Origin of the sequence: Paraburkholderia megapolitana, from assembly GCF_007556815.1 — a bacterium.
GTDB classification, from domain to species: Bacteria; Pseudomonadota; Gammaproteobacteria; order Burkholderiales; family Burkholderiaceae; genus Paraburkholderia; species Paraburkholderia megapolitana.
This window is the reverse complement of record NZ_CP041745.1, coordinates 160,182-178,080: the sequence shown is the minus strand read 5'-3', so window position 1 is coordinate 178,080 and position 17,899 is coordinate 160,182. Positions and strand designations below refer to the sequence as shown.

The 17,899-nt window shown below is 63.3% G+C and carries 16 protein-coding genes; 11 read left to right on the top strand and 5 right to left on the bottom strand.

The features are described 5' to 3' along the window. Positions 1-53: 53 nt before the first annotated feature. Positions 54-266 carry a hypothetical protein gene (locus FNZ07_RS14125; protein WP_091019471.1) on the bottom strand — a complete coding sequence of 71 codons (213 nt, stop codon included), beginning with the start codon at positions 264-266 and terminating at the stop codon, positions 54-56. A gap of 397 nt (positions 267-663) precedes the next feature. Between FNZ07_RS14125 and FNZ07_RS14120 the strand changes: the two genes are divergently transcribed. The 5 genes from FNZ07_RS14120 to FNZ07_RS14100 all read left to right on the top strand — a co-directional run bounded on the left by FNZ07_RS14120 (position 664) and on the right by FNZ07_RS14100 (position 8,488). After that, on the top strand, positions 664-3,861 hold the full coding sequence (locus FNZ07_RS14120; RefSeq protein ID WP_091019469.1) for an efflux RND transporter permease subunit: 3,198 nt from the start codon (positions 664-666) through the stop codon (positions 3,859-3,861). A 12-nt stretch (positions 3,862-3,873) separates the two neighbouring features. Beyond that, positions 3,874-5,112 (top strand): efflux RND transporter periplasmic adaptor subunit, encoded by a 1,239-nt coding sequence (locus FNZ07_RS14115; protein ID WP_091019467.1) that lies wholly within the window; start codon positions 3,874-3,876, stop codon positions 5,110-5,112. 56 nt (positions 5,113-5,168) lie between these two features. After that, positions 5,169-6,650 (top strand): efflux transporter outer membrane subunit, encoded by a 1,482-nt coding sequence (locus FNZ07_RS14110; RefSeq protein ID WP_091019565.1) that lies wholly within the window; start codon positions 5,169-5,171, stop codon positions 6,648-6,650. Positions 6,651-6,766: 116 nt separating this feature from the next. Then, positions 6,767-8,032, top strand: coding sequence for an MFS transporter (locus tag FNZ07_RS14105; protein ID WP_091019464.1), 1,266 nt, complete (start codon positions 6,767-6,769; stop codon positions 8,030-8,032). 270 nt (positions 8,033-8,302) lie between these two features. After that, positions 8,303-8,488, top strand: a complete 186-nt coding sequence (locus tag FNZ07_RS14100) for a hypothetical protein (RefSeq protein WP_091019462.1) — start codon at positions 8,303-8,305, stop codon at positions 8,486-8,488. Between the two features lie 31 nt (positions 8,489-8,519). On the opposite strand, the gene FNZ07_RS14095 is transcribed toward FNZ07_RS14100, so the two are convergent. Beyond that, a complete protein-coding gene (locus FNZ07_RS14095; protein WP_091019459.1) occupies positions 8,520-9,536 on the bottom strand; it encodes a fatty acid desaturase in 1,017 nt (338 codons plus the stop codon). 166 nt (positions 9,537-9,702) lie between these two features. Continuing rightward, positions 9,703-10,746, bottom strand: a complete 1,044-nt coding sequence (gene mgrA, locus FNZ07_RS14090; RefSeq protein WP_091019456.1) for an L-glyceraldehyde 3-phosphate reductase — start codon at positions 10,744-10,746, stop codon at positions 9,703-9,705. 231 nt (positions 10,747-10,977) lie between these two features. Between mgrA and FNZ07_RS14085 the strand changes: the two genes are divergently transcribed. Beyond that, entirely contained in the window at positions 10,978-11,181 is a 204-nt protein-coding gene (locus FNZ07_RS14085) for a DUF3185 family protein (protein WP_091019454.1), read from the top strand. A 36-nt stretch (positions 11,182-11,217) separates the two neighbouring features. Here the strand turns inward: FNZ07_RS14085 and FNZ07_RS14080 are convergent, their stop codons facing one another. Continuing rightward, positions 11,218-11,979, bottom strand: coding sequence for a phytanoyl-CoA dioxygenase family protein (locus tag FNZ07_RS14080; RefSeq protein ID WP_091019452.1), 762 nt, complete (start codon positions 11,977-11,979; stop codon positions 11,218-11,220). A 418-nt stretch (positions 11,980-12,397) separates the two neighbouring features. Between FNZ07_RS14080 and FNZ07_RS14075 the strand changes: the two genes are divergently transcribed. Continuing rightward, complete coding sequence (locus FNZ07_RS14075) at positions 12,398-12,757, top strand: hypothetical protein (RefSeq protein ID WP_091019563.1); 360 nt, start codon at positions 12,398-12,400, stop codon at positions 12,755-12,757. Between the two features lie 114 nt (positions 12,758-12,871). On the opposite strand, the gene metK is transcribed toward FNZ07_RS14075, so the two are convergent. Then, positions 12,872-14,059, bottom strand: a complete 1,188-nt coding sequence (gene metK, locus FNZ07_RS14070) for a methionine adenosyltransferase (RefSeq protein WP_091019449.1) — start codon at positions 14,057-14,059, stop codon at positions 12,872-12,874. 276 nt (positions 14,060-14,335) lie between these two features. On the opposite strand from metK, the gene FNZ07_RS14065 reads away from it, so the two are divergent. The 4 genes from FNZ07_RS14065 (at position 14,336) to xerC (ending at position 17,882) form a co-directional block, all read left to right on the top strand. Next, positions 14,336-15,220 carry a lipid A biosynthesis lauroyl acyltransferase gene (locus FNZ07_RS14065; RefSeq protein ID WP_091019447.1) on the top strand — a complete coding sequence of 295 codons (885 nt, stop codon included), beginning with the start codon at positions 14,336-14,338 and terminating at the stop codon, positions 15,218-15,220. Positions 15,221-15,315: 95 nt separating this feature from the next. Continuing rightward, complete coding sequence (gene dapF, locus FNZ07_RS14060) at positions 15,316-16,179, top strand: diaminopimelate epimerase (protein WP_091019445.1); 864 nt, start codon at positions 15,316-15,318, stop codon at positions 16,177-16,179. A 51-nt stretch (positions 16,180-16,230) separates the two neighbouring features. Then, positions 16,231-16,944: a DUF484 family protein gene (locus FNZ07_RS14055; protein WP_091019443.1), complete on the top strand. Its 714-nt coding sequence runs from the start codon at positions 16,231-16,233 to the stop codon at positions 16,942-16,944. A 14-nt stretch (positions 16,945-16,958) separates the two neighbouring features. Beyond that, a complete protein-coding gene (gene xerC / locus FNZ07_RS14050; protein ID WP_091019441.1) occupies positions 16,959-17,882 on the top strand; it encodes a tyrosine recombinase XerC in 924 nt (307 codons plus the stop codon). Positions 17,883-17,899 lie beyond the last annotated feature (17 nt).

Genomic DNA, 17,899 nt, shown 5'->3' with positions numbered 1-17,899 from the left:
CGTCATGAATGACGAGCGCGGTTCGACAGTGCGCGGTCAAACCGCGCGACCGCTCAATGTATCTGCGCGCCGGCCGGTCGAACGAAGTCGCCGGTATCGATCAGGTCTTCAAGGAAAAAGGGTTCCGTATTCAGTTGCAACGATGTACCGGGCTCACCGGCGTACCACGCCACCATTGCCATGTCGCCGAGCAGGCGCATGACTATCCCGCGCGCGCCCGCAGGCACGGCGATATGCACGGATCGGACGATAGAACCGACTTGCATGATGTTTCCCCGCTCTCCCATGCCGGCTGTTGAAAATTCATGCCGGTCAATGTGTGACAAAAACACGGCAACGTCGAAACGTTGCGCGCGCACCTGATTCGAACCGCGTGATGCTGTGACTCTGATACGTTCAGCTCATTGTTCCCGTTTTGACGAAACCGGGAAAGTAAAAAGTAATGGCAGATGTCCCCTCTTTCCATGCCATCACTCTTACGAAATGCTAACTGTAACGTATGGTAACGAATACAGCATACCTGCTGTAAGCGACGCTCCTCAAAATCGGGCATCCAGAATACGATACGCGCTATAGTCCAGGCGCGCGGGCAAGCCGACGCTCACGCGGCTTCAGCCACCCGCGCGGCCCGGCTGGTTTACCCTCACTTCGACCGCACCGCTCATGTGGATCGTTCGCCTGGCGCTGCGGCGCCCGTATACGTTCATCGTTCTCGCGTTGCTGCTGCTGATCGTGGGTCCGTTGACGATCCTGCGCACGCCGACCGATATCTTCCCGAATATCGACATCCCCGTGCTGTCGGTGATCTGGACGTATAACGGCCTGTCCGCCGACGAGATGGAAAAGCGCATCGTACTCAATTACGAGCGCGGTCTGTCGGTGGCGGTCAACGATATCGAGCACACCGAATCCACCTCGCTGAACGGCATCGCGGTCGTGAAGATCTTCTTCCAGCCGCACGCGAACATCGAAGAAGCACTCGCCGAAGTCACCGCGCTGTCGCAAACGCAATTGCGTTCTCTGCCGCCCGGCATTACGCCGCCGAACATCCTGCGCTACAACGCATCGACGGTGCCGATCCTGCGGCTGTCGTTGTCGTCGGCATCGCTCACCGAGCAGGAGCTGTTCGACTTCGGTAACAACTTTCTGAAGACGCAGCTCGCCACCGTGCCCGGTGCGTCCGCGCCGTTGCCCTATGGCGGCAAGCAGCGGCAGATCATGGTCGACATCGATACGCGCAAGTTGCAGGAGCGCAACCTGTCGCCGATGGACGTCGTCAACGCAATCAGTGCGCAAAATCTGATCCTGCCGTCGGGTACGGCGAAAATCGGTTCGACTGAATACTCGGTGGAAATGAATGCGAGTCCCGATACGCTTGCGGGTCTGAACGACATTCCGATCAGGACGACGGACGCGGGCACCGTGTATATCCGCGACGTCGCGCACGTGCGCGACGGTTTCCAGCCACAGACGAATATCGTCCGCGTGAATGGTCAACGAGCAGCGCTCCTGACCATCAACAAGAGCGGCAACACGTCGACGCTCGAAATCGTCGATCGCATCAAGCAGATGATGCCGGTGCTGCACAACCTCGTGCCTGCCTCGCTGAACATCGATCCTGTAGCCGACCAGTCGCTGTTCGTGCGCGCCTCGGTGCAGGGCGTGTTGCGCGAAGCGTTGATCGCCGCCTGCCTGACCGGCCTGATGATCCTTCTGTTTCTCGGCAACTGGCGCGCCACGCTGATCATCGCCGTATCGATTCCGCTGTCGATGATCACCTCCGTCATCGCGCTATCGGCGCTCGGCGAGACGATCAACATCATGACGCTAGGCGGTCTTGCGCTCGCGGTGGGGATTCTCGTCGACGATGCGACGGTGGCGATCGAGAACGTCAGTCATCAGCTGGAGCAGGGCAAGAATCTCGAACAAGCCATTCTGGACGGCGCGCACCAGATCGCGATTCCGACACTGGTGTCGACGCTGTCGATCTGCATCGTGTTCGTGCCGATGTTTTTACTTTCGGGTGTCGCACACTATCTATTCATTCCGCTCGCCGAAGCGGTCGTGTTCGCGATGCTCGCGTCGTACTTCTTCTCGCGTACGCTCGTGCCAACGCTCGCGAAGTATCTACTGCGTCACCATCACCGGGCTGCCGATCCGCACCATGCTAGTGGCACAAACGCGAGCGCGAGTCGCAATCCGTTCATGCGCGTACATCTCGCGTTCGAGGGCGGTTTTGCGCGACTGCGCGAGCGTTATCGGGTGTTCCTCGTTGCGCGCGTCGAGCGGCCTGGCGTATTCGTTGTGGTGTTTCTGCTGTGCTGCGGGCTGTCGTTGCTGCTGATCCCGTTTCTCGGTCGCGACTTTTTTCCGCAGGTCGACGCGGGCACGATCGCGTTGCATCTGCGTGCGAAAACCGGCATGCGTGTCGAGGAAACCGCGGTTGTCACCGACCGCGTGGATTCACGTATTCGACAGCTGATTCCACCGGACGAACTCCATTCGCTGATCGACAACATCGGACTGCCGGTGTCCGGTATCAACCTGTCGTACAGCAACACTGGCACGATCGGTACTTCAGATGCCGACGTGCTGATCACACTCAACCCCGATCACCACCCGACCGCCGATTACGTCCGTACCCTGCGCCGCACACTCACCGACGAGTTCCCCGGCGTGCAGTTCGCGTTTCTGCCCGCCGACATCGTCAGCCAGACGCTCAACTTCGGTATGCCGTCGCCGATCGATATCCAGATCGTCGGCCGCGATGTCGACGCCAATCGCGCGTTCGCCGCAACGCTGCTGAACCGGCTGCGCAGCGTGCCTGGTCTCGCCGACACGCGCATCCAGCAGCCGGCCGATCTGCCGCGTATCTTCATCGACGTCGATCGCACACGTGCGCAGCAAGCGGGCTTCACGCAGAAGGACATCGCGAGCGATCTGCTCATCACGCTCTCAGGCAGCCAGCAAACTACGCCGACGTTCTGGCTGAATCCGCGCAACGGCGTCAGCTACAACGTGATCACCGAAGCCCCGCAATACACGATCGACTCGCTGCAGGCACTCGCCAACATTCCGCTGAACGCAAACGGCCACAGCAATATTCTCGGTGCACTGTCGACGATGCGCCGAGAAGCGGGCCACGCGGTGGCCACGCACTACAACGCGCAATCGACGGTCGACATCTACGGCACCGCCGACAATCGCGATCTCGGCGCGGTCTCCGACGACATCGACAAGGTCATCGCCTCAGCCACCGCCGATTTGCCGAAGGGCTCGACGATCACCGTACGCGGCCAGGTGCAAACGATGAACGACTCGTTCTCGGGGCTCTTCACGGGCCTGCTGTTTGCCATCGTGCTGGTGTATTTGCTGATTGTCGTGAACTTCCAGTCGTGGCTCGATCCGTTCATCATCATTACCGCGTTGCCGGGCGCGCTCGCGGGTATCGTCTGGATACTGTTCCTCACGCACACCACGCTGTCGATTCCGGCGCTTACCGGCGCGATCATGTGTATCGGCATCGCCACCGCGAACTCGATTCTCGTGATCAGCTTTGCGCGCGAACAACTGCTCGAACACGGCGACGCGACGCGCGCGGCGATCGAAGCGGGCTTCACGCGCTTTCGTCCGGTGCTAATGACGGCGCTCGCGATGGTGATCGGTATGGTGCCGATGGCGATCGGCCTCGGCGAAGGCGGCGAACAGAACGCGCCGCTCGGACGCGCGGTGATCGGCGGGCTCACCATAGGCACGCTCGCGACGCTGGTGTTCGTACCGGTGGTGTTCTCGATGATCTACCGGCGGCTTGCCGACCGGCGGCGGCGCTCGGCGGAGCATGTGGTTCACAAGTCATCCTGAGGCAAAGCATCGATGGAAGGTCAACGTCCTGACGAATCCCAGCCTGGCGGCACGGCCGCGAGCAAGCGGCGCACGCGCTGGCTGACTGTGCTGGCAATCGTCGTCGTGCTCGTGCTCGCGCTGCAGGGCATCTGGTCGCGGCACAGCGCGCATGCCGCGCTTGAGCGCGACGCAGAGCACGCAAGTGCGCTCAGCGTGGCTGTCGTACTGCCGCAGAAATCGTCGGCAGCACTCGATCTCGTCTTGCCGGGCAACGTGCAGGCGTTTCTCGATACGCCGATCTACGCGCGCACCAATGGCTACCTGAAGCAGTGGTACGCGGACATCGGTGCGCACGTGAAGGCTGGACAACTGCTCGCCGACATCGAAACCCCCGAGGTCGACGACCAGTTGCGCTCGGCGCGCGCGGATCTCGTCAACGCGGACGCAAACTATGCGCTCGCAAAAAGCACCGCCGACCGCTGGACCGAGATGCTGAAGAGCAAGTCGGTATCGAAACAGGAGACCGACGAGAAAGTCGGCGACATGCTCGCGAAGAAGGGCACGCTCGACGCCGCGCGCTTTAACGTCGCGCGACTCGAAAAGACGCAGTCATTCCAGAAGGTCTATGCGCCGTTCGACGGGATCGTGACTGCGCGTAACGTCGATGTCGGTGCGTTGATCGATGCGGGCAGCGCTGGCGGCCCGGCGAAGGAGCTGTTCCATGTCGCGGCCGCCGACCGGCTGCGCGTCTATGTCAACGTGCCGCAGGCGTACGCGCAGGAAGTGCGTGCCCAGCAGGGCGCCTATCTGACGTTGACCGAAGCGCCGTCGAAGCGCTATCCGGGCACCGTCGCGCGTACCTCCGGTGCCGTCGATCCGATCCAGCGCACGATGCTCGCCGAAGTGGACGTCGACAACCGCAGCGGCGCGTTGTTGCCCGGTGCGTATGCGCAGGTGCATTTCGCACTCGGCGCGGGCGCGGCACCTTATACGCTGCCTGGCAATACGCTGCTGTTTCGTCCGGGCGGTGTAACGGTTGCGACCGTCGACGCGCAACAGCACGTGAAGCTCGTACGCGTGTCGCTCGGCACCGATTTCGGCACGCGGGTCGCGATCGTGTCGGGGTTACAGGGCGACGAGCGGGTGATCGTGAATCCGCAGGATTCGATCGTCGACGGTGCGCCGGTGCGGGTTGCTGCGACGAAGCCGGCAGCGAGTGCGGCCGCCGGTAGCAATGCGAGCGGTGAAACGCCGAAGGCTGCAGAGTGAAGCCGGCGAATTTCTTCTTGAGCACAACAGTGCGGTTGCAGTCCGCACGCGCGGTCATGCGTGCCGCGCCCCTTGTTGCACCTCTTGGTATTTCTCTCGCCGCACTGATCGTCGCCGGCGTACTGGGCGGATGCGCCGTTGGCCCGGACTACGTGCGGCCGACGGCCACTACAGCCGCGACCTACAAGGAACTCGAAGGCTCCGGCTGGCAACCCGCACAACCCGCCGACACCACCCTGCGCGGCGCATGGTGGGAGATCTACGGCGACCCCGCGCTGAACGCTCTCGAACAGCAAGCCGGCAGTGCGAACCAGAACGTACAGGCCGCGCAAGCGCGTTTTCGCGCAGCTCGCGCGGCGGTCGCGCAGTTCCGCTCGAACTTCTTTCCGGTCGTAGGCGCGGGCGGCGATTTTTCGCGCACGCGTACGTCGGACAACGTGATGTACAAATCGACGGCCGGTTACACGATCAACGATTACGTCGTGCAGGGCGACGCGTCGTGGGAGCCCGATCTGTGGGGCCGGGTGTCGCGCAGCGTCGAAGGTGCAAAGGCCAATGCGCAAGCCAGCGCCGCCGACGTGCAGTCCGCGCTGCTGTCGATGCAGGCCGAACTCGCCACCGATTACTTCGAACTGCGCGGCATCGACAGCGAACGTCGTTTGCTCGACGACACGATCAAGGCGTATCGCGAAGCGCTCGATCTGACGCAGCATCGTCTGGCAGGTGGCATCGCCACCGACGCCGACGTCGCGCAGGCGCAAACGCAACTGCAAACCACCGAAGCCCAGGCCATCGATCTCGACGTGCAGCGCGCGCAGCTCGAACACGCGATCGCGATCCTCACCGGCCAGTCGCCATCCACGTTTGCGCTGCCGGTCGCGCCGCTCGCGGCGGTGCCGGTCGTCGCGCCCACCGGCGTGCCGTCGGCGCTGCTCGAGCGGCGGCCCGACATTGCATCGGCGGAACGTCATATCGTCGATATGAATGCGCAGATCGGCGTGGCGACTGCTGCGTTCTTTCCGAACCTGATCCTCTCGGTGACCGGTGGCCTTGAGGCGACCAACTACAGCCAGTGGCTGATGGCGCCCGCGCGGTTCTGGTCGCTCGGTCCGTCGCTGGCCGGCACGCTGCTCGACTTCGGCGGGCGCGCCGCGGTGAAAGCGCAAGCCGAAGCGCACTACGACGAAAGCGTCGCGCAGTATCGACAAACGGTACTGACCGCATTCGGTCAGGTCGAAGACAATCTCGCCGCGCTGCGCGTGCTCGAGCAGGAAGCGCGCGCGCAGGACCAGGCCGTCGCCGCGGCCGAGCGGGCACTCGCGATCGTCTCGGACCGCTACAAGAACGGCGCGATCACCTATCTCGACGTCGTCGTCGCGCAAACCACCGCGCTCACGAACGAGCGGCAAGCCGTATCGATCGCGCGGCGGCGGATGGCTGCGAGCGTCGCGTTGATCAAGGCGCTTGGGGGCGGGTGGGACGCGTCGCAGTTGCCTACCGGCGATCAGCTCGTTCATCCTGCTGCGGCAAACGGCTGAGCGCATACGTGCAACTGTTGCGCACCACGGCATCCCATACTTCCCGATCGGCGTATCGTTGAGACCTTTGCACCGCTCATCGCGCTGCTCATCTTCACCGCTCGGGAGACCGCTTCTTGACTGCATCGCCGGACCGTTACCGGACTGCTTCCACTGCCACTCCTTCATCCACCCCGCGACACGACGAGCCCTACCTCGAACGCGGCACACCGGCCTACTGGCGCGCGAGTGTCGCGCTGCTGTTCGCGGGCTATGCGACGTTCTCGTTGCTCTACTGCGTGCAACCGTTGCTGCCCGCGTTTTCCGAGGCGTTCGGCGTAAGTCCCGCGCAAAGCAGTCTGTCGCTATCGCTCACGACGGCCGCACTCGCAGTCGCCGTGTTCGTCGCGGGCTTCGTGTCGGAGGGTTGGAGTCGTCATCGACTGATGACCGCGTCGCTGACGTTGTCCGCCGTGCTGACGCTCGCCGTCGCCTTCACACCGCACTGGCATCCGCTGCTCGTGTTGCGCACGCTCGAAGGGCTCGCGCTAGGCGGCGTGCCAGCCGTCGCGATGGCGTACCTCGCGGAAGAAGTGCATCCCGATGGCCTCGGTCTTGCGATGGGTCTCTACGTCGGCGGCACGGCGATCGGCGGGATGGCCGGACGCGTGATCACGGGCATCGTCGCGGACCTGTTCTCGTGGCGCGTCGCGATCGGCACGATCGGTGTGCTCGGTCTGCTGTCGATGCTCGCGTTCCGCGCACTGCTGCCGCCGTCGCGTCACTTCGTCCCGCGGCGCGGGCTGGGTTTCGCGCAGCGCGGTCGCGCACTCGCAAAGCACCTCCGGCATCCGGGTCTGTGCAGACTGTTCACGATGGGTTTCGTCCTGATGGGCAGCTTCGTCACGCTCTACAACTACATCGGCTACCGGCTGCTTGCGCCACCGTACCGGATGAATCAGGCGACCATCGGCGCGATCTTCGTCGTGTATCTGACCGGCGTGGTGGCGTCGCCGTGGTCCGGGAGGCTCGCCGATTCGTTTGGCCGCGGCCGCGTGCTGATCGCGAGCCTCGTGCTCATGCTCGCCGGGCTCGGACTCACGATGCTGAATCCAGTCGCCGCGATCGCCGCCGGCATCGCGTGCGTGACGTTTGGCTTCTTTGCGGGCCATGCGGTGGCGAGCGGCTGGATTGGGCGGCTGGCAAAAGAGGCGAAAGGACAGGCCGCCGCGCTCTATCTGCTTGCCTACTATCTCGGCTCGAGCATCGTCGGTTCGTATGGTGGGCGGTTCTGGACCGCGCATGGCTGGAACGGCGTCGCGGGGCTCGTGTGCGTGCTGCTTTTGCTTGGCATCGCCGACGCCTGGTCGCTGCGCACGCACGAACGCAATGGCGAAGCCTGAAGCGCAGAAATGCGGGTGCGATCGCTATTTAGCCTCGAATCCGCATAATCGGAAAGCGAGTTGTAAGTATCCGCTACACATTTCCGCGGCCCTCGAAAATCGTGCAAAACCGCGCCCCGTCTAGCTCTTATCGCGTACGAAGCGTCGCTCTAACAGCATCTTGACGCGTAACGGCCAGTAAACCGTCGCCTATACTCGAAACAAGCCCGACGCCCGCCATAGAAAAATCAGACGCGGCGTATGCAGCGAGGATCCTATAAGGAGACGAGCATGACGACCTACTTTACGATCAGCGATTTCATCCTGGTGATTCCGATGGCGTTGGCTGGCGCGCTATTTCTTGGCGCGTTGCCATGTGCGACGGAATTCAAGCACAACATCCTGCGCGTGCTCGGTGCACTACTCGGTGTCGCGTTTGCGGTGGTGCTCGTCGAAGGTCTACCGGCGCTGATGTGACGCTCGAACGCGTCACCTGCAACCTGTCCGTTCAACGCACCCTGCCGAACCGCCCGAACTGTTTGAGCGCGGTACGGAAGTAGGGAGCGTGTGCGGTGTCCGATGCGTTTGAAGCGGTCGCCGCAATGTTGTGCGCGAGCGCGGGGAGCGCTGTCCACGGCAAGGTCGGGTGTCGATGATGCAACTGGTGCAGATGATGATTCATCAGCACGGGCTGCCAGAAGGACGGCACGCGGAAATTGCGCGCCCGTCCGGGTTCGTCGAGCCGGACATCGTAATGCGGCAGGTTGTCCGCCAGCGACAGCCACACGCCGCGCAAATACATCGTGACGAGCAGCACCGGCCACCACGCGCCGTATAGATAGAACGTGATCGCATGCAACCCGAGCGACAGCAGCCAGTCGCGCCGGATGCGTGCGCGTCGTGCCGGATCGACGGTAAATCCGACGAACAGTCGCTGCACATCGGCCCCAACCGGCCCTTCGCTGCCAACCGCGTACGCCACCAGTCGACGCGCATATCGCTGCGGCACGAAAGCGAGTAGCGGCATAACGAGTTCCCCTGCATACAGACCACCGAGAAGCCGCGCGGAATAGCGAACTCGTGCGCGCAGGTGCTGCGTCGTCCCGTCGTGCACATCGGGACGATCGAACGGTTCGCGTGTGAAGCGATGGTGCATCAGATGGCCGAAGCGCACGGCATCGAAAGGCAGCATGAAAGCGATGGCCAGCATGCGCGCTACTAATTCATTCATGCGACGTTGCGGCAGCAGCTGCCCATGAATCGCCTCGTGTATCAAACCCCAGTGCATCGGTGCGAGTATCACGAGCGGGATGACGAGCCATAACGCTACCGGGCTTGTATGTCGCAGCAGCAGCGGTAGTCCGACCAATTGCAGCAACACGGCCGACACCACGACGGCGAGCAATGCGAGGTTTGCGCGCACGTCGATGGCAACACGGCGGCGCGTGGGCGCCTCGCGATCGGCGGGATCCGCGCCCGCTGCCGGCGATCCGTCCGGTTTCCCCGCAGCCGCCTGTGCGTCCATCTTCGCTCCGTCGACACGATGTCGCCGGAGAACTTAGCAATGCCACATGACAACTGGAAGAATCGGCGTCGCGCCGGTGACAACTGGTAAGCAACGCAACAGCAGCGCAGCAAAAAGCCGCCTTACGGCGGCCCTTCGATTGCGTACGAACGAAAGCTTTGCGACGTCAGATAGCCTGATCCGTCGACGGCTTCTCCCACAGATTAACGCCGCCCTCAGTTGCATAACGGTCGATCTCCGCGAGTTCTTCCGTCGAAAACGCGAGGTTCTTCAGCGCACCGACGTTCTCGCGCACCTGCTCCGGCTTGCTCGCGCCGATCAGCGCCGACGTCACACGCGCATCGCGCAGCGTCCATGCAAGCGCCATCTGCGCGAGGCTCTGGCCGCGACGCTGCGCAATATCGTTCAGCTTGCGCACGTGTTCGATGTTTTCGGCGCTCAGGTGGTCCTGCTTCAGCGAGCCGCCACCCGGCTTGTTGACGCGCGCATCCGCGGGCACGCCGTTCAGATACTTGCTCGTCAGCAGACCCTGCGCGAGCGGCGTGAACGCGATGCTGCCTGCACCGACGTCATCGAGTGCGCCGAGCAGTTCCCGCTCCATCCACCGGTTCAACAGGTTGTACGCGGGCTGATGGATCAGCAGCGGCACCTTGTACTCACCAAGCAGCTTCGCGATTTCGCGGGTCTTCGTCGCCGAGTACGACGAGATGCCGATATACAGTGCCTTGCCCTGCTGCACCGCGCTGGCCAGCGCACCGGCCGTTTCCTCGAGCGGCGTATCGGCATCGAAGCGATGCGAGTAGAAGATGTCGACGTAATCGAGACCCATGCGTTGCAGGCTCTGGTCGAGACTCGCGAGTATGTACTTGCGCGAGCCGCCGCCCTGGCCGTACGGCCCCGGCCACATGTCCCAACCGGCCTTCGACGAGATCAGTAGTTCGTCGCGGTACGGTTTGAAATCGTCCTTGAACAGCCGGCCGAAATTCGTTTCGGCGCTGCCGTACGGCGGCCCGTAGTTGTTCGCGAGATCGAAGTGGGTGATGCCGAGATCGAACGACGTGCGCAGGATGTCGCGTTGCGTCGACAGCGGTGTCGTGTCGCCGAAGTTGTGCCACAGGCCCAGCGACAGCGCAGGCAGTTTGAGACCCGATTTGCCGCAAACGCGGTACTGCATTTCCGAATAGCGTGCCGAAGCTGCTTCGTAGGCCATGGGTGAAGTCCTTGGTGAGAAAGAGACAGGCTGAGAAAGAATGCCCGCCAACGCCATGCGGCGATGTGCGGTCAGAGCGGGGATGCCGAACGCATTATGTTAGCGAATCGTGACGCGCCTTGCAGGCCGACATGCGACGAGCGGAAACGGGCCGTTGCGTGAGCAACGGGATGGACGTTGCAGCGTGCGTCTTCTACACTGCGGCCCACGATTTCATCGACGAGGCGTTTCATGGGTAAGGTAATTTCGCTCGCATTGCTGGCGGGCGGTGTGGTGCTGCTGTATTTCGGTGGGCAATCGTTCCACTCGTTCAGCAACGAGGTGTCGCGGGTGTTCACCGGTGCGCCGACTAACCGCACGATGTATCTGATCGTGGGCGGTGTGGTCGCGACGCTCGCTGGATTGACCGGGCTCGTCGTGTCGGGCAAACGCTAGCGCTTGCGTTTGCGCTAGCCCGGCTTCCGGTACGCCCTAGAACGCGACTTCCGGTATCGACGCGGAACGCGAGCCCGGCAGCGGCACGTTGCTCGCGCCGTGATACGTGAACACCAGCGAAAACTTCACGTCGTCGGACACGTTCTTGCCCGCCGAATGCAGCGTGTTGCAGTGGAAGAACACGACGTCGCCGGCTTTCAGTTCGGGGGAGAACGCGGTCTGGATCAGCGCCTGATTTTCCGGCAGATCCGAGCGGAAGAATTTCGCGTTGTCGAAGCGGTCCGACGTGAAGGTCCTGCTGTGCGAACCCGGCACGAACCAGAGCCCGCCGTTATCGACCGTTTCCGGACCTAGCGCGAGCCACACCGACACCAAGTCGTCCCGTTCGAACGACCAGTAGCGCACATCGCGATGCCAGCCGGTCAGGCTGCCGTAGGTCGGATGCTTGGTCATCATGCAGTTGTGATGCGCGCGCGACAAACGCGGTTCCTCGCCGAAGTACAACGCCATCCAGCCGCGGATCTCCGGCGCAGTCGACCATTCGCGAAAGCTCGCGTGACGCCCGTAGGCATCGAGCAGGCGTCGCACGGTATGGCCACCGGGCGCGTGTTTCGATTCCGGTGCGCCCGGATAACGCAGATCCGCCTCGAATTCGGCTGGCATCGCGGCTTCCTGCAATTGCTGCTGTGCAACCTGCTTCAGTTGCGCGCAGCGCTCGGGCGACACCAGCCCCGAGACGACGACGAAACCCTGCTCCCGCAGCGTCTGGATCTGCTCTTTCTTCGAATGGCCTGACATGGGGTGTTCCGCTTCTTTGGACTGACTGTAGGCTCGATTGTAAATCGTGCGGGATCGCGCTGCCTCGGGATTCCTGCGTCAATGGGGCGCACTGCACGACGCGAGGGCAAGCGTGCACGGGCATCGGTCCCAAAGGGCATGATTGGGCGGACCGCCGCGAGGGTAAAAACCGACTTTCGACAGTCATGAATCGCGTGTAGCCTGCGTTCATGTCGTCTGTAATTTCCGCCTTCCCACTGTGTGTGCGGCCCTCAGAGGCCCGTGCCACAAGCGCCGATATACCTCGATCGCCCTCCCGGCTTTCCCGACGCGCCCGCCATGTTGCGATTGATATCGCACGTGGCGTTCCGGTTGGCATGCTTGCTGCGTGTTGCAGCATCATCTCCTGACGCGCGCGCCGCCGCCCATTTTCGAAGCCATGCACAATTTTTTTAGCACCCGACTCACCCACGCCGCGCTCACTGCGGCGCGTCCGGCGCGGCGCCATGTCATGCGCGCGCTGCGTCATCACTCCGCCCGCACCCGCGCACTCGCCGAGCAATTGCGCGATGCACGGCCCGTCGACGGCATTCGTACCTGGTTCTATGCGTTCTTCTCGACGCTGCGGTCCCGGCGCGCGTCGCATCGACTGTCGCTGCGCACGCTGCTGCGCAAACCGGCGCCGCTGCGTGCGCCATCCACGCTGCGCATTCCCGCGCCGCACAGCACGAGCCGTCGGCCGCGAAGGCTCGGTGCGAGTAGCGCCGGCTGGTTTGCGTTCGCGTTCGCTACGCGTTAAATCCTGCCGCGTGGCGGCGTTGCCCTCAGGGTTGTCAAAACCGCCGCGCATGAAAAACCCCCGTAAGGCAATGCCGTACGGGGTTTGATCGATACAGCCGTAACCGATGCTTGCTTACACGAGCGCGGCAACCGGCTCCGTGCCAGCAGCTTCGGCGAGCAACAGCGCCTTATCGGTGGCTTCCCACGAGAATTCCGGCTCTTCGCGGCCAAAGTGACCATACGCCGCGGTCTTTTCGTAGATCGGACGCAGCAGGTCGAGCATCTGGATGATGCCCTTCGGACGCAGATCGAAATGTTCCTGCACGAGGCGCGTGATCGTCGCATCCGATACGCGGCCGGTACCGAACGTGTTGACCATCACCGAAGTGGGTTGCGCCACGCCGATCGCATACGACACCTGGATCAGGCAACGCGACGCGAGGCCCGCGGCCACGATGTTCTTCGCGACATAACGGCCTGCATAAGCGGCCGAGCGATCCACCTTCGACGGATCCTTGCCCGAGAACGCACCGCCGCCGTGCGGCGCTGCGCCGCCGTACGTATCGACGATGATCTTGCGACCCGTCAGACCGCAATCGCCTTGCGGACCGCCGATCACGAACCGGCCCGTCGGGTTCACGAGGAACTTGATGTCGCCCTTGATGAGCTCGGCCGGCAGCGTCGGCTTGATGATCTCTTCGATCACGGCTTCGCGCAGGACGGACAGTTCGATGTCCGGAGAATGTTGCGTGGACAGCACGACGGTGTCGATTGCATGCGGCTTGCCGTCGACGTAGCGCACGGTGACCTGCGACTTCGCATCGGGACGCAGCCAGGGCAGGCGACCGTCGCGGCGCAGATTCGCCTGACGCTCGACGAGGCGGTGCGACAGGTGGATCGGCAACGGCATCAGCTCAGGCGTTTCTTCGCATGCGTAGCCGAACATCAGGCCCTGGTCGCCGGCACCCTGATCGAGATTGTTGTCGTGCGCACGGTCGACGCCTTGCGCGATGTCCGGCGACTGCTTGTCGTAGGCGACGAGCACGGCGCAGCCGCGGTAGTCGATGCCGAACTCAGTGTTGTCGTAGCCAATGCGCTTGATCGTTTCGCGTGCGACCTGGATGTAGTCGACGTTGGCGGTCGTGGTGATTTCACCTGCGAGCACGACGAGACCGGTGTTGCACAGCGTTTCCGCTGCGACACGCGAGTATTTGTCCTGCGTCAGGATGGCATCGAGAATCGCGTCCGAAATCTGGTCCGCGACTTTGTCGGGATGGCCTTCGGAAACGGATTCGGAAGTGAAGAGATAATCGTTTGCCACGTTACAGACTCCTGATGTGTGGTTACGGTTGAGTTTCACGTAGCCAGCCTCGGTGTCTGAAGCGGCGACGCTTTAGCGGATTTCCAGACCGGCCTCGACGCGTAATGCATGCATCGTTGTACCGGCTTCGCCCCGCAAGTTGTCTATTAACTCGGCGAAGCCTTTATTATAGCGACTTCTTCAATTTGTCGCAGAGTACCCACGCGTGCTGTATATCCATTCGTCTGCCGCATTTAGCGGCACCGCACCGCACAATGTCGCGCCCGGAGCATTTTCATGCTGAGCCGGATTGGCGTGAAGCTGGCCGTTGGCCTGCTGAAACTGTTCGCGCTGCTGCCGTACGGCTTCGTCGCGCGCCTCGGCGACGGGCTCGGCTGGCTGCTCTATCAGATCCCGAGCCGGCGCAGGCGCATCGTCCACATCAACCTGAAGCTGTGCTTCCCCGAATGGAGCGACGAGCGTCGCGAAGAGGTCGCGCAGAAGCACTTCCGCCATGCGATCCGCAGCTACGTCGAGCGTAGCGTGCAGTGGTTTGGCTCGGCGAAGAAGCTCGAAAAGCTGATCGAGGTGGTTAGCGACGTCGATCTTCTCGACCCCGATATGCCACCCACGCTGCTACTCGGCTTTCATTTTGTCGGCATCGAGGCGGGCTCGGTCTTCATCAACTATTCGCTGCATCGGCCCTGCGGTTCTCTATACCAGCCGATGTCGAACCCCGAACTCGAAGCCGTCGCCAAGGCGGCGCGCGGCCGCTTCGACGCGGAGCTGGCAAGTCGCGCGGACAGCGCGCGCATCGTGCTGCGCTGGCTGCGCGAGCGCAAGCCGGTGATGCTCGGCGCGGACATGGACTACGGCATGCGCAATTCGACCTTCGTGCCGTTCTTCGGCGTGCAGGCGTGCACGCTGACCGCGGTCGGCCGGTTCGCGAAGGTGGGGCGCGCGCAGGTGTTGCCGTTCATCGGCGAGGTACTGCCGAACTACAAGGGCTATCGTCTGCGCGTATTCAAGCCGTGGGAAAACTATCCGACCGGCGACGACGAGGCGGATGCGCGCTACATGAACGCGTTCCTCGAAGAGCAGATTCTGCGCATGCCGGAGCAGTACTACTGGGTGCACAAGCGCTTCAAGACACGCCCGCCGGGCGAGCCCGGTTTTTACTGAAGCGTTGCGGCGCGGCGCGCGATGCGCGACTAGCGCCTCGCTGCACCCCGACAACAAACGCATAAACGCCCCCGCGCGTCCCTTACAATAGCGGGATGAAACTGAAATTCACCAAAATGCACGGCGCGGGCAACGACTTCGTCGTGCTCGACGGCATCACGCAGCCGCTCGATCTCACGGCCACGCAGGTGCGCGCGCTCGCGGACCGGCATTTCGGCATCGGCGCGGACCAGTTGCTGCTGGTCGAGAAGCCGACCATCGACGGTGTCGATTTCAGATATCGCATCTATAACTGCGACGGCGGCGAAGTCGAACATTGCGGCAACGGTGCGCGCTGCTTCGTGAAGTTCGTGCGCGACGCGGGCCTGACCGATAAAAGCAGCGTGCGCGTCCAGGTGCAGAACGGCATCATCACGTTGACGATACAGGCCAATGGCGAAGTTGTCGTCGATATGGGCAGCCCGATCTTCGAACCGGCACGCGTGCCGTTCGATGCGAGCGGTCTCGAAGGGCGCCACGAAGGCGACGATACGCTCTGGCCGCTCGATGTGAACGGCACGACGCGCTGGATCTCGACGGTATCGATGGGTAATCCGCATGCGGTGCAGGTCGTCGACGACACCGAAGCCTTTGCCGTCGCCACCGACGGTCCGATCATCGAACAACATCCGCGCTTTCCTCAACGCGTCAACGCAGGCTTCATGGAGATCGTCGGGCGCCGCGAGATCAACCTGCGTGTGTATGAGCGCGGCGCAGGCGAGACGCTTGCATGCGGCACCGGCGCATGTGCCGCGGTCGCGGCCGGCATCCGGCGCGGGTTGCTCGATTCGCCGGTCACGGTGCACACGCACGGCGGCACATTGACCATTTCGTGGGACCGTACGCAGAACGGTGCGCCGCTCCTGATGGCGGGTCCCGCCGTCACCGTCTTCGCAGGCGAGATCGAGCTGGCCGACTGATTTTTCTCATTTAACGCAGCGTCCGGCAACGGGCGCCCATCCGCCGAAACCATGAACGATCGCGAAGTCGCCGAATACCTGCTAGCCAACCCCGAATTCTTCGCCGAACACGCGGAGATGCTCGCGACCATCCGGCTTGCGAACCCGCACGGCAAGGCTGCCGTGTCGCTGCAGGAGCGGCAGATGGACATGCTGCGCGACAAGAACAAGCACCTCGAACGCCGTCTCGCCGAGCTCGTGCGCTACGGGCACGAGAACGACAGCATCGCGTCGAAGTTCAACCGCTGGACCGAGCGCGTGATCGCCGAGCGCGACCCGTATGCGCTGCCGCGCGTGATCGCGCACGGCCTACGCGAGGTCTTCGATGTGCCGCAAGCCGCGCTGCGCGTATGGGATGTCGCCGAGCAATATGCGCACGCCGATTTCACGCGGCAGGTCGGCGAAGAAGTGCGGATCTTCGCGAACAGCCTTGCTACGCCGTATTGCGGCGCGAACTCCGGCTTCGAAGCCGCGCAGTGGCTCGCGCCGTCCGTCGCCGCGGTACCGGACGACTCGACAGGCGACGCTGCGGCGCCTGACACGATCGAATCGATTGCGTTGCTCGCACTGCGCGATCCCGAGGGCAACGAAGATGCCACCGCCTTCGGCCTGCTGGTGATGGGCTCGCCCGATGCGCGACGCTTCCACGACGGCATGGCCACCGACTTCCTCACGCACATCGGCGCGCTCGCCAGCGCGGCGCTGAGCCGTCTGCTGCCGCGCTAACGCGCGCCGCCATCGTGACCCTCGCCGATCCCGTCGCCGACTACCTCTCAAACCTCGAACACGAGCGGCGGCTGTCGGTGCATACGTTGCGCGGCTACACACACGAACTCGACGAACTGAAGAAGCTCGCAAACGGCAGGGCGCTCGAAAGCCTCACTGCCATCGATATCCGCGGCGCTGTCTCGCGGGCGCATGCGGGCGGACTGTCGGCGCGCTCGATCGCCCACCGGCTGTCCGCGTGGCGCGCGTTTTATCGCTGGTTCGCGGGACGTATCGATCTGCCGGCCAACCCGGTCGCGACCGTGCGTGCGCCGAAGCGCCCGAAGACGCTGCCAAAGGCGCTCTCCGTCGACGACACACACCGTCTGATGGAAGCGCCCGCCGCCGAGGGCACCGAAGGTGTCCGCGACCACGCGATTCTCGAGCTGTTCTATTCGTCGGGACTGCGGCTTGCCGAACTCGTCGGGCTCGATGCGCAGTACGCGAGCGGCGGCGGCTATCAATCGGCGGGCTGGCTCAAGCTCGACTCCGCTGAAGTCGAAGTGCTCGGCAAAGGCAACCGGCGACGCGTCGTGCCGGTGGGCAGCAAGGCAATCGATGCATTGCGCGCGTGGCTCGCGGTGCGCGGCGAATTCGTCAAACACGATCCGCATCCGCTGTTTCTGTCGGTGCGCGGCAACCGGATGTCGCCGAACGTCGTGCGCGATCGCGTGAAGCGCGCGGCGCTCGTGGCGGGTATTCCGGCCAACGTGCATCCCCACGTGTTGCGTCACTCGTTCGCGACGCACGTGCTGCAGTCGAGCGGCGACCTGCGCGCCGTACAGGAACTGCTCGGCCACGCCAGCATCACCGCTACGCAGGTCTATACGGGCCTCGATTTCCAGCATCTCGCGCGCATTTACGACCAGGCGCACCCGCGCGCAAAGAAGCGCGGCTGAAGTCTTCCGCATGCGTG

Excerpts from the sequence above, each read along its gene's own strand:
- FNZ07_RS14125 (WP_091019471.1), bottom strand. The coding sequence starts at position 266 with ATGCAAGTCGGTTCTATCGTCCGATCCGTGCATATCGCCGTGCCTGCG.
- FNZ07_RS14120 (WP_091019469.1), top strand. The coding sequence starts at position 664 with ATGTGGATCGTTCGCCTGGCGCTGCGGCGCCCGTATACGTTCATCGTT.
- FNZ07_RS14115 (WP_091019467.1), top strand. The coding sequence starts at position 3,874 with ATGGAAGGTCAACGTCCTGACGAATCCCAGCCTGGCGGCACGGCCGCG.
- FNZ07_RS14110 (WP_091019565.1), top strand. The coding sequence starts at position 5,169 with ATGCGTGCCGCGCCCCTTGTTGCACCTCTTGGTATTTCTCTCGCCGCA.
- FNZ07_RS14100 (WP_091019462.1), top strand. The coding sequence starts at position 8,303 with ATGACGACCTACTTTACGATCAGCGATTTCATCCTGGTGATTCCGATG.
- FNZ07_RS14095 (WP_091019459.1), bottom strand. The coding sequence starts at position 9,536 with ATGGACGCACAGGCGGCTGCGGGGAAACCGGACGGATCGCCGGCAGCG.
- mgrA (WP_091019456.1), bottom strand. The coding sequence starts at position 10,746 with ATGGCCTACGAAGCAGCTTCGGCACGCTATTCGGAAATGCAGTACCGC.
- FNZ07_RS14085 (WP_091019454.1), top strand. The coding sequence starts at position 10,978 with ATGGGTAAGGTAATTTCGCTCGCATTGCTGGCGGGCGGTGTGGTGCTG.
- FNZ07_RS14080 (WP_091019452.1), bottom strand. The coding sequence starts at position 11,979 with ATGTCAGGCCATTCGAAGAAAGAGCAGATCCAGACGCTGCGGGAGCAG.
- FNZ07_RS14075 (WP_091019563.1), top strand. The coding sequence starts at position 12,398 with ATGCACAATTTTTTTAGCACCCGACTCACCCACGCCGCGCTCACTGCG.
- FNZ07_RS14065 (WP_091019447.1), top strand. The coding sequence starts at position 14,336 with ATGCTGAGCCGGATTGGCGTGAAGCTGGCCGTTGGCCTGCTGAAACTG.
- dapF (WP_091019445.1), top strand. The coding sequence starts at position 15,316 with ATGAAACTGAAATTCACCAAAATGCACGGCGCGGGCAACGACTTCGTC.
- FNZ07_RS14055 (WP_091019443.1), top strand. The coding sequence starts at position 16,231 with ATGAACGATCGCGAAGTCGCCGAATACCTGCTAGCCAACCCCGAATTC.